The organism is Brevibacillus sp. FSL L8-0520 (assembly GCF_037963895.1).
GTDB lineage: Bacteria > Bacillota > Bacilli > Brevibacillales > Brevibacillaceae > Brevibacillus > Brevibacillus borstelensis.
Window position 1 is genome coordinate 908420 of the sequence record NZ_CP150171.1, and the last position, 22408, is coordinate 930827.

Annotated in this window: 23 protein-coding genes; 17 read left to right on the forward strand and 6 right to left on the reverse strand. The window is 49.7% G+C overall.

The features are described from left to right. Positions 1-56 precede the first annotated feature (56 nt). The 5 genes from NSQ24_RS04745 (at position 57) to speD (ending at position 3851) form a co-directional block, all read left to right on the forward strand. Positions 57-1193: a sensor histidine kinase gene (locus NSQ24_RS04745; RefSeq protein WP_024984254.1), complete on the forward strand. Its 1137-nt coding sequence runs from the start codon at positions 57-59 to the stop codon at positions 1191-1193. Next, positions 1190-1789 (forward strand): response regulator transcription factor, encoded by a 600-nt coding sequence (locus NSQ24_RS04750; RefSeq protein ID WP_003389308.1) that lies wholly within the window; start codon positions 1190-1192, stop codon positions 1787-1789. The genes NSQ24_RS04745 and NSQ24_RS04750 overlap by 4 nt, the downstream gene beginning before the upstream one ends. A gap of 178 nt (positions 1790-1967) precedes the next feature. Beyond that, entirely contained in the window at positions 1968-2315 is a 348-nt protein-coding gene (locus NSQ24_RS04755) for a PadR family transcriptional regulator (RefSeq protein ID WP_024984255.1), read from the forward strand. Continuing rightward, positions 2308-2856, forward strand: coding sequence for a DUF2812 domain-containing protein (locus tag NSQ24_RS04760; RefSeq protein ID WP_122957606.1), 549 nt, complete (start codon positions 2308-2310; stop codon positions 2854-2856). Before NSQ24_RS04755 ends, NSQ24_RS04760 begins: the two co-directional genes overlap by 8 nt. A 176-nt stretch (positions 2857-3032) precedes the next feature. Continuing rightward, a complete protein-coding gene (gene speD, locus NSQ24_RS04765; RefSeq protein ID WP_024984257.1) occupies positions 3033-3851 on the forward strand; it encodes an adenosylmethionine decarboxylase in 819 nt (272 codons plus the stop codon). A gap of 78 nt (positions 3852-3929) precedes the next feature. Here the strand turns inward: speD and NSQ24_RS04770 are convergent, their stop codons facing one another. From NSQ24_RS04770 to NSQ24_RS04785, 4 genes are all read right to left on the reverse strand, one after another. Next, a complete protein-coding gene (locus NSQ24_RS04770) occupies positions 3930-4106 on the reverse strand; it encodes an aspartyl-phosphate phosphatase Spo0E family protein (protein WP_122957607.1) in 177 nt (58 codons plus the stop codon). Between the two features lie 521 nt (positions 4107-4627). Beyond that, a complete protein-coding gene (locus NSQ24_RS04775; RefSeq protein WP_155807985.1) occupies positions 4628-4768 on the reverse strand; it encodes a hypothetical protein in 141 nt (46 codons plus the stop codon). Between the two features lie 140 nt (positions 4769-4908). Continuing rightward, a complete protein-coding gene (locus tag NSQ24_RS04780) occupies positions 4909-6072 on the reverse strand; it encodes a helix-turn-helix transcriptional regulator (RefSeq protein WP_339167340.1) in 1164 nt (387 codons plus the stop codon). 125 nt (positions 6073-6197) lie between these two features. Continuing rightward, the gene (locus NSQ24_RS04785; RefSeq protein WP_141334151.1) at positions 6198-6398 is read right to left on the reverse strand and encodes a hypothetical protein; all 201 of its coding nucleotides are present in this window, start codon (positions 6396-6398) and stop codon (positions 6198-6200) included. Positions 6399-6736: 338 nt separating this feature from the next. Here NSQ24_RS04785 and NSQ24_RS04790 point away from each other — a divergent pair, with 338 nt between their 5' ends. The 7 genes from NSQ24_RS04790 to NSQ24_RS04820 all read left to right on the forward strand — a co-directional run bounded on the left by NSQ24_RS04790 (position 6737) and on the right by NSQ24_RS04820 (position 15076). Then, on the forward strand, positions 6737-7516 hold the full coding sequence (locus NSQ24_RS04790) for an amino acid ABC transporter substrate-binding protein (protein WP_024984260.1): 780 nt from the start codon (positions 6737-6739) through the stop codon (positions 7514-7516). 123 nt (positions 7517-7639) lie between these two features. Then, positions 7640-8299 carry an amino acid ABC transporter permease gene (locus tag NSQ24_RS04795; protein ID WP_003389300.1) on the forward strand — a complete coding sequence of 220 codons (660 nt, stop codon included), beginning with the start codon at positions 7640-7642 and terminating at the stop codon, positions 8297-8299. 14 nt (positions 8300-8313) lie between these two features. Beyond that, positions 8314-9060 carry an amino acid ABC transporter ATP-binding protein gene (locus NSQ24_RS04800; protein WP_003389298.1) on the forward strand — a complete coding sequence of 249 codons (747 nt, stop codon included), beginning with the start codon at positions 8314-8316 and terminating at the stop codon, positions 9058-9060. A gap of 108 nt (positions 9061-9168) precedes the next feature. After that, positions 9169-9381 (forward strand): hypothetical protein, encoded by a 213-nt coding sequence (locus NSQ24_RS04805; RefSeq protein WP_003389297.1) that lies wholly within the window; start codon positions 9169-9171, stop codon positions 9379-9381. A 183-nt stretch (positions 9382-9564) separates the two neighbouring features. Further along, entirely contained in the window at positions 9565-12264 is a 2700-nt protein-coding gene (locus NSQ24_RS04810) for an ATP-binding protein (RefSeq protein WP_031932086.1), read from the forward strand. 6 nt (positions 12265-12270) lie between these two features. Next, positions 12271-13128, forward strand: coding sequence for a protein-glutamate O-methyltransferase CheR (locus NSQ24_RS04815; RefSeq protein WP_051567392.1), 858 nt, complete (start codon positions 12271-12273; stop codon positions 13126-13128). Next, entirely contained in the window at positions 13070-15076 is a 2007-nt protein-coding gene (locus NSQ24_RS04820) for a PAS domain S-box protein (protein ID WP_339167343.1), read from the forward strand. Before NSQ24_RS04815 ends, NSQ24_RS04820 begins: the two co-directional genes overlap by 59 nt. Positions 15077-15226: 150 nt before the next feature. Here NSQ24_RS04820 and NSQ24_RS04825 read toward each other — a convergent pair whose 3' ends face one another. Continuing rightward, positions 15227-16744 (reverse strand): class I adenylate-forming enzyme family protein, encoded by a 1518-nt coding sequence (locus tag NSQ24_RS04825; RefSeq protein ID WP_339167345.1) that lies wholly within the window; start codon positions 16742-16744, stop codon positions 15227-15229. A gap of 276 nt (positions 16745-17020) precedes the next feature. On the opposite strand from NSQ24_RS04825, the gene NSQ24_RS04830 reads away from it, so the two are divergent. Next, positions 17021-17551 carry a GNAT family N-acetyltransferase gene (locus tag NSQ24_RS04830; protein WP_003389292.1) on the forward strand — a complete coding sequence of 177 codons (531 nt, stop codon included), beginning with the start codon at positions 17021-17023 and terminating at the stop codon, positions 17549-17551. 113 nt (positions 17552-17664) lie between these two features. On the opposite strand, the gene NSQ24_RS04835 is transcribed toward NSQ24_RS04830, so the two are convergent. Continuing rightward, positions 17665-18864, reverse strand: a complete 1200-nt coding sequence (locus tag NSQ24_RS04835; RefSeq protein WP_216620949.1) for a hypothetical protein — start codon at positions 18862-18864, stop codon at positions 17665-17667. A 266-nt stretch (positions 18865-19130) separates the two neighbouring features. On the opposite strand from NSQ24_RS04835, the gene NSQ24_RS04840 reads away from it, so the two are divergent. The 4 genes from NSQ24_RS04840 to NSQ24_RS04855 all read left to right on the forward strand — a co-directional run bounded on the left by NSQ24_RS04840 (position 19131) and on the right by NSQ24_RS04855 (position 22407). Continuing rightward, a complete protein-coding gene (locus NSQ24_RS04840; protein WP_031932089.1) occupies positions 19131-20495 on the forward strand; it encodes a family 10 glycosylhydrolase in 1365 nt (454 codons plus the stop codon). Between the two features lie 184 nt (positions 20496-20679). After that, positions 20680-21021 (forward strand): cupin domain-containing protein, encoded by a 342-nt coding sequence (locus tag NSQ24_RS04845; RefSeq protein WP_171505754.1) that lies wholly within the window; start codon positions 20680-20682, stop codon positions 21019-21021. Between the two features lie 364 nt (positions 21022-21385). Continuing rightward, positions 21386-21742 (forward strand): PadR family transcriptional regulator, encoded by a 357-nt coding sequence (locus NSQ24_RS04850; protein WP_171505753.1) that lies wholly within the window; start codon positions 21386-21388, stop codon positions 21740-21742. Continuing rightward, positions 21739-22407, forward strand: coding sequence for a permease prefix domain 1-containing protein (locus NSQ24_RS04855; protein WP_171505752.1), 669 nt, complete (start codon positions 21739-21741; stop codon positions 22405-22407). Before NSQ24_RS04850 ends, NSQ24_RS04855 begins: the two co-directional genes overlap by 4 nt. Position 22408 lies beyond the last annotated feature (1 nt).

Here is a 22408-nt window from a genome sequence, read left to right on the forward strand (position 1 = left end):
ACCTTTCTCTTCATATACACTTAATGTAGACAGTGTAGTGGAAAAGGTGGGCGATCATGCAGAAGTGGTATCAAATTCTTCACAAAAACACCGGTCTTAGCCCTTATGTGTGGGTCGTCTTTTATATCCTTCCGTTCTATTTCATCTTCCGCTCCTCCTCTACACTTGAGGTTGTGAGCGGAATTGTGATGATTCTCGTGTTCTTTGTCTGCTACGTGTTTTCGTTTCTCTCCAAGGGATGGCTGATCTACTTCTGGACGAGTGTGCAAATCATCATTTCCATCACGATGACGCTGCTGTTCGGCTATGTATATTTCTCGCTGTTCCTGGCGTTTTTTATCGGGAATATTCAGAACAAGGTCGGTTTTTATACGCTGTACTCGATTCATCTCGTCAGTACCGTGGTCACGATCAATCTCGGGTTTATCATGAAAAACGCGCAGATGATCAACCAGCTGCCGTTTGTGCTTGTCAGCATGATCGCCGTGATCCTCCTTCCCGTCACCACCTACAACCGGAACAAGCGGGAAAAGCTGGAGGGACAGCTGGAGGACGCCAATAAGCGGATATCGGAGCTGGTCAAGCTGGAGGAACGCCAGAGGATCGCACGCGATCTGCACGATACGCTTGGACAGAAGCTCTCTTTGATCGGGTTGAAATGCGATCTGGCGGGCAAGCTGATCAGCAAGGACCCGGACCGGGCGAAAGTTGAAATCAATGAAGTTCGCCAGACGGCGCGGATCGCATTGAAGGAAGTCAGGGAAATGGTAACCCAGATGCGCGGTACGCGGCTTGAGGAAGAGATGTTTCGCATCAAGCAGATTCTCGAAGCGGCCCAAATTGATTTTCAGCTAGAGGGCGACCCCAACTTGACGAAAACCTCCCTGATGACCGAGACGGTGCTCTCGATGTGCATAAAGGAGGCAGCGACGAATGTGGTAAAGCACAGCAGTGCGTCAGCCTGTTCGGTCGTAATCGAGCCATCGCGGACCGATCTGGTGGTCAAAGTGAAGGACGACGGGATCGGCATCGCCGACGAGTCGGCTTGCTACCGCGGAAACGGTCTGCGGGGCATGCGGGAGCGGCTCGAATTCGTAAACGGGAGCATGGAAATTGTTTCAGACGGCGGGACGACGATCGTCCTGCGTGTGCCAAACGTCTTCAAACAACCGGAAAAGGAGGCGGGGATATGATTCGGATCGTCATTGCCGAGGACCAGCGGATGCTGTTGGGTGCTCTTGCGTCCCTGCTCGATTTGGAAGAGGATATGAAGGTCGTTGGCAGAGCCAGCAATGGCGAGGACGCTGTGAAGCTCGTCCATCAGCATCAGCCGGATATTTGCATCATGGATATTGAGATGCCGGTGAAGAGCGGGCTGGATGCGGCGGAGGAGCTGAAGACATCCGGCTGCAAGGTCATGATCCTCACCACGTTTGCCAGAGCCGGATATTTTGAGCGTGCATTAAAAGCGGGAGCGGACGGCTATCTGCTGAAAGACAGTCCCAGCGAGGAGCTGGCCAGCTCGATCCGCAGCATCATGGCGGGCAGACGCATCTACGCGCCGGAGCTGATGGATGAGGCGTACGGTCAGGAAAATCCGTTGACCGAGCGTGAAAAGGAAGTCCTGCTGCTGATCGCCGACGGCAAAAATACGAAGCAAATCGCGAGCCAGTTGTACCTGACAACAGGGACGGTCCGCAATTACATCTCCGTCATCCTGGATAAGCTGGGGGTCAGCAACCGGATCGAAGCGATTATGCATTTCAAGGAGAAGGGCTGGTTTAAATAACCGGCCAAAGCGGATATTTCATGAATACGGTATGGACCAGACACCGGAGCGGGAGCCGGTGTCTTCTTTTTTTGGCAAGGCGTCCATTGACAAAGAAAAAACGGTGGTTTACTATATCGTTAATGGATATATCCTGAATGGATGCATTGAAAATGGATATACGATAGGAGGTGCTTTCTTGTCGCGGAATAATACGTTTGCCACAGAGCAGCTTACCGACTCTGCTTACTATATCCTGTTGTCCCTGCTCACTCCCAGGCATGGTTACGGCATTATGAAATACGTGGAGGAGCTGACAGAGGGAGAGGTTACGATCGGACCGGCGACCCTGTATACGCTGATAAAAAAAATGCAGGAAGCAGGCTACATCGTTCTCGGCGAAGGCGAGGACGAACGGCGAAAAACCTACACTGCCACAGAAAAGGGAAGGACCATCATCGAAGGCGAGATCAACCGGCGTTCCAGGATGGTGGATCACGGGAAAGCAGCATGGAAATCAGCGACGGAGGGGATCAATCATGAATAGGACAGGCAAAACGCGCTACATGAGTTCGATGGGCCTCGCATTTGCCGAGGAAAAGGAAATGAAAAAGCTTGGCGAAATGGCTGAGCAGGGGTGGCTGCTTGAATCATTTGCCTTCTTGGGGTACAGGCTCCGGAAGGGTGAAGCGCAAAAACTGCAATACAGCCTGGACGTCCATGAACTCAAGCCGTCAGAACAGAACGAGTACTTTGAGCTGTTCGAAGCGGGCGGCTGGTCCCACGTTTGCACGCAAGGGAAACTTCATATCTTTTCAGCGCCTCCCGGAACAGTGCCGATTTACTCGGATAAAAACACGATGTATGAAAAGTACAATCGGGTAATCGGTGTCTGGAGGATGCTCGCTGCGGTTTTCGTCATTTTCAGTATCGTTTTCCACCTGATCTACCGTCAGATTGTCGAAGCGCAGGGGATTACACTGTTGTCAAATGTGTTTCTCGTTCTGGCGACACTGTGCTTTGCTTTGGCTGTCCCTTCCCTGATGACATTTACGGCGTTTCTTGTCAGGCGCAGGAGATTCCGATAAAGCAGGCATTAAAGACACCAGACCGGTACGGTTTTTCTCCATACATGCTGATCGTGGTATTTTCATGGTAAGGCGGGGTATCCTACCAAATAATGTGTTTTTTCGGCAGACAGCAATGGCCACAATCTGGACGGAATATCAACCGCAGCCATCAGATCAGTCAAAGGAGCAAAAACATGAATCTGACACCTGAGCAGCGCGTTACTTTGCATGGCTTCAACAATCTCACCAAGTCGTTGAGCTTCAACATGTACGATATTTGCTATACAGAAACGAAAGAAGAGCGCGAAGCCTATCTGGCGTATATCGATGAGCAGTACAATGCCGACCGGCTAACGACGATTTTGAACAACGTAGCAGAGATTATCGGGGCCCACGTTTTGAATATCGCAAAACAGGATTATGTTCCCCAGGGAGCGAGTGTGACTTTTCTTGTATCGGAAGGCCCTGTCGTAGAAGTCCCTGAGGAGTCATTCGAGGAATCGCCGGGCCCCCTCCCTGAATCTGTCGTCATGTCGCTGGACAAGAGCCATATTACCGTTCATACGTACCCGGAGTACCACCCGGATGAGGGGATCAGCACATTTCGCGCCGATATTGATGTATCTACCTGCGGGGAAATCTCGCCGTTGAAGGCGCTCAACTACCTGATCCACTCGTTTGATACGGACATCATGACGATTGATTACCGCGTAAGAGGCTTTACGAGAGATATTTGCGGCCACAAGCTGTTTATTGATCACGACATCAGCTCGATCCAAAATTACATACCGGATGAAGTAAAAAGCTTGTACCACATGATCGACGTCAACGTGTACCAGGAGAATATTTTTCATACAAAATGCAAGCTGAAAAATTTTGACCTGAACAACTACCTGTTCGGACGGACAAAGGAGCAGTTGAGCGAGCGGCAACAGGAGGAAATAACCAATCGTTTGACAATCGAGATGGATGAGATTTTTTACGGAAAAAACATCCCGGCCAATGGAATATAAACTCATAAGTTAATCAGAAGAATGGATGAAAAACTCCCAGTCTGTTTTCAATCCGGTGATGGAGCAGGTTGGGAGTTTTCAGCGACGGCTGTACTTTTTCATGTTGCGTTGAGCCAGCACGATGTATTTGTCCAACTTCTGACTCAGTTCAATGACGGCTTCATCCTGAAGTCCCTTGTTTTTGACCAAATGAAGCAGTTGTTTTTTTAAGTCCTCAATGATTTTACTAATCTTTACTTCATCTGTTGTATCCATATCGTCACTCTTTACAGTTTTAGATTTGGAGGTTTTGCCTGTTTTCATCTCGCTAATTTGGTTAAACTTGCAACAAAATGAGACGTTTCTTTTCTGCGTGGCGAAATGAGGAATGTCTCTTTCATTTTTTCATTGATACATCGAGCGGTCATAGGATCATCCCCTTTACAGAAATAAATGCATCTTCTTTGCCAGTATACAAGCCGTCGCACATTTATTTACAAAAATTGGAGATGGGTGATTGTTTACAATATTCGACGAGAATCTACAAGGGAGTAAATCAAAAAGGAACGCATTGACAAGCGTTCCGTAAAAAGATAGTTGAATGAATAACCTAGGTGCCGCCCAACAATCGGTACTACATTAGCAGGAAGAGGGACAACAATTCTCGTCTACTTTCCCGGTTTCTACCCTATATATAAAAATAAAGTAAAACTCCCTCAGTTATTGGTACACCGAGGGAGTTTTACCTACATTCTACGGAACGTTCGACAATCGTTTCGTCTAAAAACTGTTTCGCATTAATAACCTGGGTCTGCTACATTTTTAACAATCGGTGCAGAATTGGCAGGAGGGGAAACGACAATTTTCCCCGCGGTGAACGAGCCTACCGTTACCATCAGGGCTAGAGATAAGAACATAGTCATCAGTGCTTTTTTCATTTCACTTTCCTCCCTACTTCCTAATTTTACCTGTAATACTATTATACACATTGCTTAGTTCCGTGACATATTGAATGTCAATAGATATGGAATTTTTCGAGAAAAAGGAGAAGATGTCATTTATGCATTTCATGATCTCCTCAAGCGCATAAATCTCTCCGTATGCTCAGGCTTTTGATGAAGCTTTCCATTCCTTCGGGAATCAATCCGGTTTGTACCTGGTAGGAGCCTTTTCTCTGGTAATATATCCCTAGTGACAAATGCTTGTAGGGTGTCTCTACTTTTCTTGGCAGTAGGTCCTTCTCTTTTTTTATTAACTCGGTGATTTTATCCAAGTTTCCGGTCTCTAAATAAATATCAAGCAACTCGTTCGCCATATGGATTCTGTTTTCTTGTGCCAGCTCCCACAAGTACGTTTTCAACATTGGGATCGCTTCGTCATACTCTTTCTTTCTTACCTTGGTAGCGGCACGATTGATCTTGGTCGAGTCGCTAACAAAGTCGTACTCAAATTTTTCAAATACATCCAGATGTTTTTCTACGGCATCAAATTGATCCAGGAAGTAGTAGGAGTTGATCATAGCCAGATAAGCTCTAGCTTTGAGCTCAGTATCATTCGTTTCCAGTGCAAGACCCGATTCGCATAATTTGATACATTGCTTGTATTTTTTGATTGCAAAGGCTTGGAGCGCCATTCTGAAGTAATAATTAATTTTTTGTTCTTTGGAAAGAAACTCAATATAATGTAATATCTCTTCTCCATCTTTATAGGATTCGTCCATGCGCTTCAGATCAAGGCGCTCGATCATATAGGTTTGCAGCAATCCCTTTGCAATAAATAGAGGGATTCCTCGTTCGCGAGAGTATCTCACAATCAATTTAAACAGCGCTAATTTCGAGTCAGTATCGGTAAGGGTATCAGCTAGATCGTACAGTTGCTCAATTGCAGTATTAGTATCTTCTAGAGGCGATTCGAGGAGTTTCAGAGCCACCTTTGAAATCAATGTCTGGTTCGAAAAACGAATGACCTCCAATAAAAGCTCACGTAGCACATCGACCCGCCGCTCTACTTCGATGTATTGCTCGACTATTTCCGGAAAGGGGATTCCCAGAACATTTGCAATGGGTTTGATCGTTCTGAGTTCAGGGCGTTTCGTGTCGCCCAATTCTATTTTTGAAATTACACCTTTGTGAACTCCGGATAGATTGGCAAGTTGTGTGATAGTCAGTTGTTCCCGTTCACGGTATCTCTTTATCATATCACCGATGGTCGTATAGTGAAGTACGCCTACACTGTCCCCCATGATACTTTCACCTTCCGATTATACCTTTTGATTTCCTGATTTTTCCCATTTATGAAAATAGCACATTTCTCATAATTTGTAAAATTTTATAAAGTTCTTTTATCCTATGCAAAGCCACAACTCCCTCAACGCTTGATCCACAATTTCGAAAAGTCTACCCAGCTGAACGACTCAATGGACAATCCTTTCAGTGCAGGGTGATAGCGTGCTTCTTTCTGCTTGTGAAAGCCGTACAGGAGCCAGTTTTCATCCCGGATCAGCTGCTCGATTCGGTCGATGATCCGTGCTCGCTCCGCTTCCTCAAGCAGCGCTTTGGCTTTTGCCAAGGAGGTTTCCGGGTAACGGGCCTGTTTGCTTTTTTCCGGCAAGAAGCTGTCGGCCGGTGCTGCATGGCGATAGTCGAACCACAATCACAAATAGCAAATGCATCTCCTCCCTTGTAAATCAATGGGGGAGTTTTTCCTTTAAGGAGTTCAATAAAGGTGAAAACAAAAGAAAACGGAAGAAATCACGAGAATGATAGAACTAAAACAGCAAAAAGAAGATATTTTAGTATATTATCGAATTAGCATTTTACCGTAATAAAGTATACACTCTTAAACGTGAAGCACTTAAAAATGTTTATAACTACTAAACACGGTCCATTATTCAGGGGGTATACAAGATGAAGAAAATAGGAGCACTGTGGCTGGCATGCGGGATCATCCTCTCGCTGATCACCGGATGTTCCGGCGCCAATTCCGCCAATGGGGACGACAAGACGTTGGTGATCGGGATTGACGACAAGTTTGCGCCGATGGGTTTCCGCGATGAGAAAAACGAGATTGTCGGCTTTGATATTGATTACGCGCGGGCGGCAGCAGAAAAGATGGGCTACAAGGCGACCTTCCAGCCGATTGATTGGAATGCGAAGGAATCAGAGCTGAACAGCGGACGCATTGATCTGATCTGGAATGGATATACAATTACGGACGAGCGAAAACAAAAGGTGCTGTTCACCAAGCCTTATCTGAAAAATGCGCAGGTGGTAGCGGTTCTGGCGAAATCCGATATCAGCAAGCTGGACGACCTGACAGGGAAAAAGGTCGGCCTGCAGGCCCAGTCTTCTGCCGCCGATGCGCTGAATGCAAGCGCGATTAAGGACAAGCTGAACAGCGTCACGGAATTCAAAGACAATGTACTGGCGCTGAGCGATTTGAAGATCGGCCGCGTCGATGCGGTCGTCATCGACGAAGTGGTGGCGCGCTATTACATGTCCAAGGAAAAAGACACCTTCAAACTGCTGGATGAAAGCCTGGCGCCTGAAGAGTACGGAGTCGGCGTGAAAAAAGGAAACGAACAGCTGCTGGAGCAGCTTCAAAAAGCGCTCGATGCCATGAACCAGGACGGTACGGCAGCAAAGATTTCCGAGAAGTGGTTTGGCGAGGACAAGGTTTTAAAATAATAGGGAAACCGGATTGTTTTTCAAATCCGGTTTTGCCATTTGTACGAACGGAAGATTTCGCGCAGTCATGTTTCTTCAAGGGAAAAAGAAGGCGGGCTGCGTATCGCAAGGAGCCAATCAAAGATGAACATCGATTATCTAATCAATATTACGGTGCCGATGCTGGAAGGGGCACAGATGACGGTTTTGCTGTTCTTCATCGCGATCATCGCGTCTTTGCCGCTCGGCTTTGTACTGACGCTCATGGCAAACAGCAAGAGCAAGCCGCTTGCCTGGTTTGCCCACACGTATATATACGTGGTCAGAGGAACGCCGCTGCTGTTGCAACTGCTGTTCATCTGCTTCGGGCTGCCGATCATTCCCGTCATCGGCGACTACCTCGTCATGGATCGCTTCGTCGCCGCTTGTCTCGGCTTCATCCTGAACTACGCGGCCTATTTTGCCGAGATTTTCAGAGGCGGGCTGCTGGCGATTGACAAGGGGCAGTATGAGGCTGCCCAGGTGCTCGGCTTGAACAGATGGCAAACCACTACCAAGATTATTGTTCCGCAGATGGTTCGCGTCGCACTGCCGGCGATCGCCAACGAGTCGATTACGCTGGTCAAGGATACGGCGCTTTTGTATGCCGTGGCTGTGCCCGAGCTGCTCTATTTCGCGCAGACCGCCGTCAACCGCGACTTTACCATCGCTCCCTTTTTCATAGCCGGCATTATCTATTTGCTCATGGCTTTCGTATTGACACTGTTTTTCAAATCGCTGGAGCGACGGTTCAAATTTGAGTAAGGGACTGGAGACGAATGGGGATCATCGAAGTAACCAATTTGAAAAAATCATTCGGTACGCTGGATGTGCTGAAGGATGTTACCTTTGAGGTCGGCAAAGGCGAGGTCGTCGCTGTGATCGGTCCGTCCGGCTCGGGCAAGAGCACCATGCTCAGAAGCCTTGTGAACCTGGAGCAGGTGAACGGCGGGAGCATCGCTGTGGAAGGCGAGTACCTCGTAAAGGACGGCGTTTATGCAAATCCTCAGGGGATCAAGCGCATCACATCGAAAATGGGGATGGTATTTCAGCACTTTCACCTCTTTCCCCATCTGACGGTACAGGAGAATCTTGAGCTGGCTCCCCGGCTTGTGAGGGGAGAGCCGGCAGAAGAGAGTCGCCGCAAAAGGGATGAGCTCCTGCGGAAGGTAGGCCTGACCGACAAGAAAGAGGCGTATCCGGCCAAGCTGTCAGGCGGCCAAAAGCAGCGGGTGGCGATCGCCCGGGCGCTGATGATGAATCCGGCCATCATGTTGTTTGACGAGCCGACTTCCGCCCTCGATCCCGAGCTGACAGGCGAGGTGCTGCAGGTGATCAAGCAGTTGGCCGAGGAACATATGACGATGGTCGTGGTCACGCACGAAATGGGCTTTGCCAAAGAGGTGGCGGACAAAATCGTCTTCATGGACAACGGCGAGATCGTCGAATCGGGCTCGCCGGACGAGCTGTTCCACAATGCCAAACACGAGCGGACAAAATCGTTCCTGCACCGGTCATTAAAGTAGCGGCTATTGTAAAATCCGCTCAATCTCAGGGCAACATGGCTGGAACTTTTACCCCGGAGATGGTAAAATTTCAGACATATGGCACAAGAACCTTGAGGTGAAAAGTAGATGGAGCAAAACGACAAATCGAGCGTTGCCGGAGCAGGAGAAGAAGTGAAAAAGGTAAGTCTGGCCGAAGCCGCAAAGCGCATGCTGGAGCAGAAGAAGCAAGCGCAGCAAGGTGCGAAAGGCCAACAGAAGCATCAAGCGGCGGGCAATCAAATGATGAAGAGCCAGCAAACAAAGAAAATCAGCAATCAGCGCAGAAAAATGGGCGTATAAGGAACAAAATAAAGTTTGACAAGGTCAGTTGGGAAACCAACTGGCTTTTTTTATGCACAATTTCGGATTGCGAAACAAAAAAACGAGAAGAATTGAAAGGACTGGAAGGATTCACTAATGTGATAGAGAAGAATAGAAAATTGTCAAAACCTTTACACATTTCGAGGAAGAGAGGAACCTTCCATGAAATATAAAACGAAGCTGCTGATTGGCTTTGGCTTCTTGCTAGTGCTCATGCTGGTGCTTTTGGGCACCATTTCCAATGCGCTGACACACCTGACTCAAAACATCAATGAGATAGTCGATGACAGGTACATGAAGCTGAAAGCGGCCAATAATATGCAAAATCATGTCAACAACATGAGCAGACTGGTAGCCGGGATCGTCATCGATGAAACGCCGCAGAGCATTAATAAAGACAAGCGGGCTTTGGAAGAATCGATTAGCAAAGCGTCCGCCGCATTCGATGTCCTCACGCAAAAAACGGAACATGACCGTACAAAGGTATTGCTGAGCCAAATTGCATCCGAATATCAAATCTATACGCAATTGTCCAGAAGGATCAGCGAGCTGGCAGAAGCCGGACAGAAAACAGAGGCGATCGCCCTGATCAACGCTGATATGAAAGGTCAGAAGGACGAGCTATTCCATATGATCGACAACGTAAAGGCCCTGCAGGAATCGCTCCTGGACGACGCTTACGACCGCTCCATGGAACAGTACGAGTTTATCAAAAAGCTATCCTTTTACCTGATGATCTTCGGACTGCTGTCGGGGAGCGCTGTAACGGCCTGGGTCATACGAGGGATCAGCAAAAATCTGACGGGAATCACTTCCATTATTTCGTCAGTCGGGTACAGGTCAACGGACAAGTTCCCGCGCATTCCCGTCACGAGTCGGGATGAGATCGGAGACATAGCCAGAGCTTTTAATGAAATGGCCCAGACGCTGGAAGAGCATGCCGAGCAGGAAAAAGAATTCACGTTGGCCATGCAGGAGCACAGCTGGCTGAAGACACAGCTCGCCGATATCACAGCCACCTATCAAGGCGTGCACGACATCAATAAGCTGGCGGAGCTGTTGATTCGGAAGATTACCCCCTTGGTCGGAGCGAGTTACGGCGTATTTTACATCAGGGAAGGACAGTCCGATCATTGGCGTTTTGTAAAGGCGGGCACTTTCGCGAGGGATTCACAAGAAATCGGGAGCCTTGCTTTTGAGGAAGGCGAAGGGCTGGTAGGGCAGTGCGCAGTGGAGAATAAGGTCATCCAGATCTCCAAGCTGCCGGAGCATTACGTGAAGATTTCATCCGGACTGGGCAGCTCGGCCCCCAGTTCGCTCATCCTGGTGCCGGTCTCACACGAAGGACAAGTGCTGGCTGTTCTCGAGCTCGCTTCGTTTCTCCCGTTTACGGAGCTGCAAAGAAATCTGCTGGAGGAAGTCGCCGGTACGATGGGAACCGCCATCAACAGTATTTTTGTTCACATGCAGGTCCGCAAGCTGCTGAAGGAGTCACAGACGTTGACAGAAGAGTTGCAAAGCCAGTCCGAGGAGCTGCAGCTGCAGCAGGAAGAGCTGCGCAGCATCAACGAAAAGCTGGAGGAACAGTACAAAAATTCCGAGTTGAAAGCCAGAGAGCTGGAGAAGGTGAAGGAAGAGCTGGAGAAGCAGGCCGAGCAGGTACAAAAGGCATCACGGTACAAGTCCGAATTCCTCGCCAACATGTCCCATGAGCTGCGAACGCCTTTAAACAGCCTGCTGATCCTGTCGCAAATCCTGTCCGAGAACAAGGAGAAAAACTTGACAGACAAGCAGGTGGAATATGCCACCACCATTTTTACCTCAGGGAAAAACCTGCTTACCTTGATCAACGAAATTCTGGACCTGACCAAGGTCGAATCGGGAAAAATGGAGATCAACAGAGGCGAGGTGTCGATCAAGTCGATTGCCATTTATGCCGAACGCGGTTTTCGGCCGCTCGCCATTCAAAAAGGACTCGGGTTTTCCGTAGAGATTGCTGACGATGTGCCAGACAAACTATGGGCCGATGAGCAGCGCCTGCAGCAAATCATCACCAACCTGCTGTCCAATGCGTTTAAATTTACGTCTCAAGGCGAGATTCGCCTCAAGCTATCGCGGGAGGAAATCGACGACATTGCGTACGTCTCCATCGCGGTACAAGACACGGGAATCGGCATACCTGCGGAAAAACAGGAAATTATTTTTGAAGCGTTTCAACAAGCTGACGGTACCACCAGCCGCAAGTATGGAGGGACGGGGTTGGGACTTTCGATCAGCCGGGAGATGGCCAAGCTGTTGGGCGGCTTCATCCAGGTGGAGAGCGTCGAAGGGATGGGAAGCACGTTTACCCTGTATCTGCCGATTGAGGAGCAAATCAGTACCGGCTCCGACCCCTATTCCCTGCCGCCAGTCGCGGCGGGGATGACCGCGGCGGAGGATCAGCCGCCTGTCAGTGTTGATGGCGAAGGGCTGATCGGGAAAAAGGCACTGGTGGTCGACGATGACATGCGAAATATATTTGCGTTGACCGCCGCTTTGGAAGAGCGCAAAATGACGGTCATCTATGCGGAAAATGGAAGGGAAGGCATCCAGGCTCTGGAGGACAATCCCGACGTCGACATCGTGCTGATGGATATCATGATGCCGGAAATGGACGGGTATGAAGCTATCGAAGCGATCCGCAGAATGCCTTCGATGGAGAAGCTCCCGATCATCGCCCTGACAGCCAAGGCGATGAAGCACGACAGGGAAAGATGCATCGAAGCAGGGGCTTCCGACTACATCAGCAAGCCAGTTGAAATGGAACAGCTGATCTCGCTTATGCGAGTATGGCTGTACAGTCCAATGGAAGGAAAGGAGTGAGTATCCATTCTTGGCGAAAGTCATCCGGATCTGAAACCAGACGAATTTGAAGAATTGGAGAAGATCGAGATCAACCTGCTGCTGGAGGGAATATACCGTCAGTATGGATACGATTTCCGAAATTACAACTACTCATCGATCCGGCGCCGGATTTGGCACCGGATACGGATCGAACAAGTCCCCACGATCTCAGCCCTGCAAGAAAAGGTGCTGCATGACCCGAAGATGATGGATAAGCTGTTATCGGACTTTTCGATTAACGTCACGGAGATGTTTCGCGATCCGCTCTTTTTTCTCGCATTTCGGCAAAAAATTGTGCCTGAGCTGCGGAGACTTCCGTTTATTCGAATATGGCATGCTGGCTGCTCTACCGGACAAGAGGTTTTTTCGATGGCCATTCTGCTGCATGAAGAAGGACTGTTGCCGAAAACGAGGCTGTATGGAACCGACATCAATGAAAAGGTGCTGCAAAAAGCGAAAAAAGGCATCTTTCCGATACAAAAAATGCAGCAGTACACAAAAAACTATATGCGTGCCGGGGGGAAGCGGGCTTTTTCCGAATACTACAACGTGATCAATGGTTCCGTCCAGTTTAAGCCCTTTTTGATGGATAACATGGTATTTGCCCAGCACAATTTGGTTACGGACCGTTCCTTCAATGAGTTCCACGTCATTATTTGCCGCAATGTCATGATCTATTTCAATGAGACTCTTCAGAACCACGTTCACAAGTTATTTTATGAAAGCCTTTGCGCCAATGGTTTTCTCGGTCTTGGGGATAAGGAAGGAGTTGTATTTACAACCCATGCGAACTGCTACGAGGAAGTTTTCGGAACGGAAAAGCTTTATCGCAAATTGCCATGACCCTTTTGCAAGCATGCTTGTCAAGCAAAGTGAGGGAGCGGGGGAGCCGGAAGACAAGGTGAATATCCTGCTCGTGGATGATCGGAGAGAGAACTTGCTGTCGCTGGAGGCCGTGCTTGATTCTCCCAGGTATCATCTCATCTCTGTCCAGTCCGGAGAAGAGGCGCTTCGCTGGGTACTGAAGGAGGACTTTGCCTGCATCCTTCTCGATGTGCAGATGCCGGGGATAAACGGCTTTGAGACAGCGAAGCTGATCAAGCAGCGGGAGCTGTCGAGGCATATTCCCATCTTGTTCATCACGGCGATCAGCAAGGCGACCGAGCACGTCGTCCAAGGATACGAAGCAGGAGCGATTGACTACATTTTCAAGCCGTTTCACCCGGACACTTTGCGCATGAAGGTAGAAGGATTTATCCAATTGTACCGGAAGCAGAAGCAGATCGAGTACCAGCGGGAAATGCTCCGCATTCGCACGCTGGAGCTTCAGGAAGCGAACAAGAGCCACCAGCACACCATGCTGGAGCTGCAAAAAAGCGAAGCGCTTTCCCGGACGATCGTCGAAACGTCTGCCGACACCATTCTTACCTTTGATCAGGAGAGGATTGTTTTATCTGCAAACCCGATCATCGAGAGCATGTTTGGCTATCGGGTGGAGGAGGTTGTCGGAAAGCCGATCGGCCTTTTGCTATCCGCTCTCGGAGGGGCCGATGAGATTCCGGTAGACAATATCGTGGAAACTGTTGCCGGCAGGAAGGATAAAAGTGTCTTTCCGGTTGATGTGCAGATCAGGAAGGCGACGATTCAGCAGAAGCACGTCTACGTTTGTTCGATTCGGGATATTACGGAGAGAAAGCAGCTGGAGATTGAGCGGAAACAGCATTACCAGCACCTGGAGGCACTGGTGAGCGAACGGACACAGGAGCTGGTGCTCTCGCAGGAGCTGTTTCAGAAGATTTTCCAGTCGAGCCCCTGTCTGATCGCGATCCGGTCATGCAAGGACCGCAGATATATCGATGTCAACAAGAGCTGGCTGGCTTACACCGGCTATGATTATCAGGAAGTAAAGAATGTCTCTGAAGACCGGCTCGTTTTGGCGGGGGACTTGCGCAAACGGGAGCGGGCCATCGATCTGGAGGACGCGATCCGAAACGAAAAAATTACGTACATGACAAGAACGGGTGACATCCGGGAAGGATTGTTGTCTACCGAGACGATCAAAATTCAGGGTGAACGGTGCATCCTTAGCGTGGTCACCGATATTACCGAGAGAGTCTATTTGGAAAAAGAGATCGCTCGCCTGGATCGCTTGCATCTGATCGGCGAGATGGCAGCCGGGATTGCCCACGAGATCCGCAATCCGATGACGACTGTCCGGGGATTTTTGCAGTTGGAAAAAGGAAATCAGGAGAAAGGGTCGCTCCAATACGTCGATATTATGATTACCGAGCTGGATCGTGCCAATACGATCATTACCGAATTTCTTACTCTCGCCAAAAACAAGACAAGCGATCTGAAAAAGCAGCATTTGTTCCATACGATTGAACCGCTGCTGCCGCTCGTTCAGGCGGAAGCGGCTCTGAGCGGAAAAAACATGCAGACGATGCTGGAGGATTGTCCCGAGCTTTATTTGGATGGCAAAGAAATTCGCCAGCTTTTCCTCAATCTGGCATTGAACGGGCTCGAAGCGATGGAGCGTGGCGGCACCTTGACCATCAAGACATATGTGCAGGGCAGAGAAGCTGTTTTGGAAGTCGCGGATCAAGGACCTGGAATCCCGGAAGACCTTTTGGACAAAATCTGGACTCCGTTCTTTACGACAAAGGCGGAAGGCACCGGCTTGGGGCTGGCTGTTTGCTACAGCATCGCAAACCGGCATCAGGCGCGAATTGATGTGGAGACAAGCAAAGAAGGCAGTACGTTTTATGTCCATTTTCCGATACCTGATTAATATACAGGCAAGGCCGGAAGAGACCGCTCCATTTGGCCCGACTGCCGCCATGGAGCGCTGCAATGCGGGCCGGGAGAGGCACACGTCCAATATGGTTTGCTTGCCATAGTGAAAAACCGTCCCACTCTAAAGTCTGGGACGGTTTTTTCGTCAGGTGGAACGTACTGGCATTTCGGACAGGGCTTGCTCTCGCAACACATGCTTCATGACTTTTCCCAGTCCGTTTTTAGGGAGGTCAGCGACAAACACCACCTCGGGGATTTTGTATTCCGCCAGCTTTTCCTTGCAAGCGCGAACGATGTCCGACTCCGTCAGCGGACTGTTTCCGCTTTTGATTACGTACGCCCGGGGCGCCTCGCCCATCGTCTCATGCGGGACTCCGATGACGGCCACTTCCATCACGCCCTCGATCTGGTGAATCACTTCTTCGATTTCAGCCGGGTATACATTGTCTCCCCCGTAGAGAATCATCTCCTTGTACCGTCCGGAGATGTACAAAAACCCGTTTTCGTCGAGTCTGCCGGCATCGCCCATACGTACCCAGCCGTCGATTAAAACCTTTTGTGTAGCTTCCGGATTGTTGAGATAGCCCTTGAAAATATAGGGGCTTTTCACCATCAGTTCTCCTGTTTGTCCCGGTGGCAGCTCTTCGCCTGTGTCGGGATGGACGATCTTCAGCTGGACGCCGGGAAAGAGCTTGCCCACGGATTCTGCCGTATCCAGCCCCATTTGCAAATTCCAGTGACTGACGAAGGATGCCTCCGTGCTTCCGTATCCTTGCCCCATCGGGATCCCCAGTTCGGCATAGCTCCGGATGAGCGAGGCAGGAACACGCGTGCCTCCCGATGCCACGTGGACAAGAGAGGAGAGGTCCCACGTATTTTGCCTGATCTCCTCCAGCAGATAGGTGTATACGGAAGGAAAGGCAAACATCGCGTTGATCTTTTCCTTTTCGATTGTCTTCAGGATCGAAACCGGAGCGTCGTCGTCGAGAAACACCATCGTATTTCCCAGGTAGACGTTGAACAGGATCATGGACGTACTGCTCATGTGAAAGAGCGGATGAACGGCCAGAAAGCGGAAGCCGGAACGCAGATCGGGATCAATGCACCGCAAATAAGCGTCGTAGCATCCGTGGGAAATCATGCAGCCCTTGGAAATCCCGGTCGTTCCCGAGGTGAACAGAATCAAAGCGAGATCTTCATCCGAAACGGGAACGGCAGGGGGCTCGGGAGGAGGAGAATTTTCAAAAATAGAAGCGAAAGCATCGGTCAGCTCGCCGCCTGCCTCGACAGCGATCGCAAACTCGATCATTCCTTTGACATGAGACAGAGAATGGGCAAATTCCTCGTCGTAAAATAAAACCTTGGGAGCTCCTGTCTGAATGATTCCTTCCATTTCGTAGGCGGTAAGTCGCCAGTTGATCGGCATCGCCACCGCTCCTGCCTGCAAGACGGCGAACAGAATCGTCGGGAAGGGGTGATTGTTTTTGCACAGGATTCCGAAACGGTCTCCTTTTTGCACTCCAATCGATTGCAAATACATCGAAAGCTGGTTTACACGCTCAAAAAAAGCTTGATAAGTAAAACGTTTGTCGCCGGAAACGACTGCCTCCGCATCAGGCGTTCGCTCGGCACGATCGCGCAAATAAACGTGCAGGCCCCCCATTACGTAAACCTCCTGGCAGGAAAAATAGTGTGAGACTCTCTCCCCCAAGTATTTGCTTGAGTCAGCCTCGTTATAAATTCTTTCTATTTTATGATGGAATAACTTTATTAGAATGCGCATTGACGCCGAAAAATGGCGCATGTATAGTTACAATCATAATTCCTATATAACCTATATGAATTTATGGTTATAATTACGACAGCTTCCAAGCGAAGACTCCTTTTTCGCGGGTCTCAGGCAAAGCATGGACGAAAAGAGGAAGGGTGGGTGTGACAGATGGGCGGTTCAAGTCAAATTCGTGTTCGCGTCGCCGCTCCCGGGGACCGGGAAGCAATTCAGAAGCTCTTGGTGGAAGCGTATGAAGAGTATGAGCACCTGTTGCCGGAAGGAAGATGGGAGGAGTATCGGGAAGAGCTGCGCGAGTCGGCGGCAGATGACCGTCCGCTCGCGCGCATCGTAGCCGAATACGATGGAGAGATCGTTGGCGCCGTGCAGTTGTACATGTCAGCCAAAGAGGCATATGGCTTGCCGGAGCTGCAGATCGACACCCCGATTATTCGCTATTTATCGGTTCTGCCAAAAGCGAGAGGAAAAGGGGTAGCCACTGAATTGATCAAGGAGAGCGTCAGGCGTTCGCGCAAGCTGGGTGCATCCGCACTGCATCTGCACACGACAGACATCATGGCATCTGCCATCAGCCTGTATGAACGCCTCGGTTTTGAGCGCGCTCCCGAAAAGGATATTCAAAGCGGTCCGACCTTGGTAAAAAGCTACCGGCTGCCCATAAAAGAGGCGAGTATTCTGTGATTCTGCAGGCATTCTGTAATTCCGAAGGCATTTGGTGATTCTGCAAGCTTTCTTTGCTTGTGCAGGCATACCTTGCATGATCACGTCAAACAAGCCTTTTTTTCCTTTGTGCATTACACAGCTTGCTCGCGCTGCTGCTTTTTTTCTTTTCGATCGCGCAAGAGCTGCCGAACGATCATGAAAATGGCAAACGGCGCGTAGAGAAAGCAGTTCAAAAGCCAATGCGAGTAGACAGCGAACGAAAAACCATCCGGCACTGACACACTGACGAGAGTCCAGAGAAGGCCGACAGTCAAACCGCCAAAGAGCACCAGCATGTCAACTAACGGGTCGAACCACCGGCTCGACTGCGTGAAGAACCTGATCACAAGCAATCCGATCAAAGTGAGAAACAAGACCAGGGTATCATCCGCTTTATCGCTAAAGACAGATTCGTCTACAACGCGCCAATCGATAAACCAATAACGGACCATCAACATTTGCAAAATCCCCAAGCCGATGAGAAAGCCGCGCATTCTCTTCCGGTTTTTTTTCTTTTTCTCCGCCTGCTGTTTCTGCTGCTCTTCTGTCAGGAACACGTTGTCGAGCTCTTTTGCTTCCGAGCCGATCCGAAACGGGAGGGTACCCTGGTATGGAGCTTTCGGTACCGCATCGATCCCTTCTTTTGTATAAGGAACAGCGCTCAATGCTTTATCTGTAACAAGGACCGGGACTTGATTGGCTTGAAACACGTTCACCCATTCGTCAAGCGTAGGCTGATCACCGATGGGAAAGCTGACCACTTCATGCTTCCTATCTGAACTGATGCCGCTTATCATGAGTTTGACGACCCGGTAAAAAACAACTTTGCCGCCGGGGCCAGTAGAGCGGGGGGTTGCCTTCACCGCATACTGATAATCCATCCCCAGCAAAACGTACTCCATCCCGGCAAACGGGAGAAAGATGGTCTGCTTCTCGTTCGTTTTTTGGTTGGAAAAAGACGTAAAGTACCCGTCCTCCCGCAGCTCCACGATCAACCGCTGCTGCGTATATTGAAGCAAATTTTTGTAGCAAAAACGCCCGAACCAGAAAACCCCCCCGCCGATAATGCCCAAGAACAGAAAAATAGACAGGTCGTCCTCGGTAAACAAGGCGATCAGGCTGAGTACGCAGAGGGGGACGGCAATAAGAAAGAGAAGGGAAATCATCACCTTATGTACGATGAGGGCCCATTTCGGAAGTTCATTGGTAAACAGGCGGTTTGTTTTTCGCTGCATTTCGATCAAGGAAATCACCTCTTTGTGACGACTTGCGAAAAAAAATCGGAAGTTCATGATAGGAGCCTGCAGCCCGCATTACCATGAAGTATACGGGTTTCTTCCAGCGAAAATCATCAATTTTTTCCTGAATCTGATGAAAATTGGGAAATAAGTAGCATGTTTGGTTCCATGTTGACACCCTTCGCGTTTTCTATCCATTTTTTTCAGCCATTTCAAGCAACAAAATCTTCCTTGGTGCGTCTACTAGATTGATAGATAAAACAGACAAGCTCGTATAGTACATATCGGGGAATTTTTTTGGCTGTTAGGAGGATTAGAAATTGAAGAAACAAGGCTTTCTCATGGGTTTGTTCGTACTGCTGTTAGGGCTTACGCCAGTCGTTGCAGCAGCTCAGCCGCAAACGGCGGCAGGCGCTTCCATCGCCGCGTCTGCAGCGGGCAATGTACAGCTGGGTCTGTCTGCAGCACCGCCTGACATCGTGAGCAATGGTTCTGTAGTAGCTCCAGCTCCTGCGATCAATGCTGGTTCTGGCGCTTCGGCGAACGGAACAAACACCGCACCAATCAACGCAGTAGGTCAGCAGCAAGAAATGCGTGCAGCATGGGTAAGCACGGTGTTCAACATCGATTGGCCGTCAAAAGCGGGCCTCCCTGTAGAGCAGCAAAAAGCGGAGTACATCCGCATGCTGGACGAGCTGAAGGCGACCGGTATGAACGCCATTATCGTCCAGGTAAGACCGGAGTCAGACGCGATCTACCCGTCCAAGCTCGTTCCATGGTCCAAGTGGCTGACTGGCACACAGGGGAAAGACCCCGGCTACGATCCGCTCGCGTTCATGATCGAAGAAACGCACAAGCGCGGCATGAAGTTCCACGCCTGGTTCAACCCGTTTCGGGCCAGCACTACGGTAGCAAAGGAAACCCTTGCGCCACAGCATCCAGCCAGGCTCCATCCAAACTGGGTCGTCGCTCACAACAACTTGCTGATTTACAACCCGGGCATGCCGGAGGTTCGGCAGCATATCATCGACACCATTATGGAGGTCGTAAACAACTATAATATTGACGGCGTGCATCTGGACGATTATTTCTATCCGTACGGAAAAGAAGATTTCAAGGACGCCGCCACCTTTGCCGCCTACAACCAGGGGCGCTTTGCCACCAAAGGAGATTGGCGCCGCGATAACGTCAACGCTTTTGTCAGAGACCTGTATGCGTCGATCAAAAGCGTGAAGCCGCAGGTGGAGTTCGGAATCAGTCCGTTTGGCATTTGGCGCAATGCAAAAGATGATCCAACCGGCTCGGATACAAACGGTCAAAGCTCCTACGACAACCTGTATGCCGACGTCCGTACATGGATTCGCAGCGGCTGGCTTGATTACGTGGCTCCGCAGCTCTATTGGAGCATCGGCTACAAGCCGGCAGCCTATGACAAGCTGGTTCAATGGTGGTCTATGGAGACGAACGGTACGCCGGTCAAGCTCTACATCGGGCAAGGCGCGTACAAGGTCGGCACCAACACGACAGATTGGGCGTCGAGCAACGCCATCATCCAGCAGCTCCAGTTCAACAAAGCCTTCCCGCAAGTGCAGGGCAGCATTTTCTTCAGTGCAAAAACGCTGATGAAGGATACCGCCGGAATCCGCTCCAGCCTGAAGCAATACTATTCGGCAGAGAATCAATAACCATTCGGGCTAGGATGCCGTAATCCAGGCCGGTCATACGGAAAAATGCAGAATAAATGCTTCTTGGCCGCAAACAGCGAATCGTACCGCTGCGCCAAGAAGCATTTTTCTATGTGATCCACTGTCGGAATAGCTTTTTCTATAATCTGTTTAACAAGAAAAGCGGATGAGGGGAGTTGCTCAAATGAAAATAAGCAAACACCGTGCCGAACATTATATTTGGGGCGATAATTGTGACGGCTGGCATTTAGTGAAAGGCCAGGATCTAAGCGTTATCCACGAACGGATGCCAGCAAATACTTCGGAAGTAAAGCATTACCATGAAAAGGCTCGCCAAGTTTTCTTTGTCCTGTCGGGCACAGCAACGATGATCATTGGCGACAAGGAGTTTGTTCTCAATCAACAAGAGGGAATCGAGATTGCACCACTGATTTCGCATCAAATGTGTAACAATTCAAACGAGGAAATTGAATTCTTGGTAATCTCGCAGCCAACCAGTAAAGGTGACAGGATCACAGTAGAGTAACGACAAGTATGGAAGCGCTGCATGAACCGCCTATCTAAATAAAGGGCGGTTTTCTTTTTGAGCAAAACGAACATGGCGAACAAACTTGTTCCTGAGTAGTAATGGAGCAGCTTATCTCTTACTGTTCATACGGCGGAAACCCGTTTTTTCAATCGGCTGGTGGCATGGTTCTGACACCGGAAGCAGCATTCCTTTCGTTTCCCGGATGGGCTCAAAAAAGCCCGTCCAACACGCTTTTTCCAACCATAAGCACTAAACATCAAACGAAGCGAAGAACAAAACCGCCTATCTGTGCCAATGTACTTTGTCACACATAGTAATATATGTTATGCTATACTCAGCAACTGATTGGAGGCGTGTGCGATTGGATGAAACCTTAAACAATAGCGATCTAGTCCGTGGAAGTATTGATACGATCATTTTGTCTGTGCTTCTGACGGGCGATAACTACGGCTATCAAATCATCAAGGAAATCTATAGAAAAAGCCAAAACCGGTTTGAGCTGAAGGAGCCGACCCTTTACTCAAGCCTGCGCCGCCTCGAAAAACAGAAAATGATCGAGTCCTATTGGGGAGAAGAAACGCAGGGAGGGCGCAGGAAGTACTACAGCATTACGGAGCTTGGCCGGGAGCTGTACCGCACCAATTGCGCGGAATGGGAGCTGGCCCGCAATCTGATCGATCGTCTGATTCGTGTGGAAAAGGATGTGGAAGAGCGATGAAAGAATTACGGGAATACGTAGACAGACTGTTCGCTGCCCATAAAGAGAGCAGAGAAACCCGTGAGCTGAAAGAGGAGATCATCAGCAATCTGGAAGCGAAGGTAGCAGACTTGATGGAAGAGGGACTGCCCTTTCCCGAAGCCTTTTCGCGTGCGACAAGAAGCTTGGATACCGTTGATTTTCTCGTGGACGGCAGCCAGCCGATCTATGTCAACCGCTACAAAGTCGAGCTTGCCCAGTCCGTGCTGCTTTACATGCTGGTCGTCTGGATTTTGTCGATACCGCTTCGGTTTACCCTGTCGGGCATGTGGTTCAACAATATGGCTACGATGGCGGTGCTGCTTTGCGGGGGCATCTACGTTGCGGGTTTGCTGAGAAAGAGCCACGATCTTCAGGCCGTCGCTGTCATGAACGTTGCCAGATTGGAAAAAACGAAGAAAGCGGCATGGATTGTATGGGGGCTGTATGCAGCAATCATGACCCTGTATACGACGGCGATCAAATTTGGCAGCCACCTCTGGTTTGGCCGCCCGATCAGTATCGACGGGCCGTATCAGTTTGGGCTTCTCATCGCGGATTATGCGCCTCCTTTCCTTCTGATTATCGTGCCGCTGATGTTTTGGAAGGCGTCCCATTTGGCGGAGAAATGCGAGGTGAAAGAGTGAG

Excerpts from the sequence above, each read along its gene's own strand:
- NSQ24_RS04750 (WP_003389308.1), top strand. The coding sequence starts at position 1,190 with ATGATTCGGATCGTCATTGCCGAGGACCAGCGGATGCTGTTGGGTGCT.
- NSQ24_RS04810 (WP_031932086.1), top strand. The coding sequence starts at position 9,565 with ATGAAATATAAAACGAAGCTGCTGATTGGCTTTGGCTTCTTGCTAGTG.
- NSQ24_RS04775 (WP_155807985.1), bottom strand. The coding sequence starts at position 4,768 with ATGAAAAAAGCACTGATGACTATGTTCTTATCTCTAGCCCTGATGGTA.
- speD (WP_024984257.1), top strand. The coding sequence starts at position 3,033 with ATGAATCTGACACCTGAGCAGCGCGTTACTTTGCATGGCTTCAACAAT.
- NSQ24_RS04830 (WP_003389292.1), top strand. The coding sequence starts at position 17,021 with ATGGGCGGTTCAAGTCAAATTCGTGTTCGCGTCGCCGCTCCCGGGGAC.
- NSQ24_RS04800 (WP_003389298.1), top strand. The coding sequence starts at position 8,314 with ATGGGGATCATCGAAGTAACCAATTTGAAAAAATCATTCGGTACGCTG.
- NSQ24_RS04855 (WP_171505752.1), top strand. The coding sequence starts at position 21,739 with ATGAAAGAATTACGGGAATACGTAGACAGACTGTTCGCTGCCCATAAA.
- NSQ24_RS04770 (WP_122957607.1), bottom strand. The coding sequence starts at position 4,106 with ATGGATACAACAGATGAAGTAAAGATTAGTAAAATCATTGAGGACTTA.
- NSQ24_RS04780 (WP_339167340.1), bottom strand. The coding sequence starts at position 6,072 with ATGGGGGACAGTGTAGGCGTACTTCACTATACGACCATCGGTGATATG.
- NSQ24_RS04795 (WP_003389300.1), top strand. The coding sequence starts at position 7,640 with ATGAACATCGATTATCTAATCAATATTACGGTGCCGATGCTGGAAGGG.
- NSQ24_RS04820 (WP_339167343.1), top strand. The coding sequence starts at position 13,070 with ATGCGAACTGCTACGAGGAAGTTTTCGGAACGGAAAAGCTTTATCGCA.
- NSQ24_RS04760 (WP_122957606.1), top strand. The coding sequence starts at position 2,308 with ATGAATAGGACAGGCAAAACGCGCTACATGAGTTCGATGGGCCTCGCA.
- NSQ24_RS04745 (WP_024984254.1), top strand. The coding sequence starts at position 57 with ATGCAGAAGTGGTATCAAATTCTTCACAAAAACACCGGTCTTAGCCCT.
- NSQ24_RS04845 (WP_171505754.1), top strand. The coding sequence starts at position 20,680 with ATGAAAATAAGCAAACACCGTGCCGAACATTATATTTGGGGCGATAAT.
- NSQ24_RS04790 (WP_024984260.1), top strand. The coding sequence starts at position 6,737 with ATGAAGAAAATAGGAGCACTGTGGCTGGCATGCGGGATCATCCTCTCG.
- NSQ24_RS04825 (WP_339167345.1), bottom strand. The coding sequence starts at position 16,744 with ATGGGGGGCCTGCACGTTTATTTGCGCGATCGTGCCGAGCGAACGCCT.
- NSQ24_RS04805 (WP_003389297.1), top strand. The coding sequence starts at position 9,169 with ATGGAGCAAAACGACAAATCGAGCGTTGCCGGAGCAGGAGAAGAAGTG.
- NSQ24_RS04835 (WP_216620949.1), bottom strand. The coding sequence starts at position 18,864 with ATGAACTTCCGATTTTTTTTCGCAAGTCGTCACAAAGAGGTGATTTCC.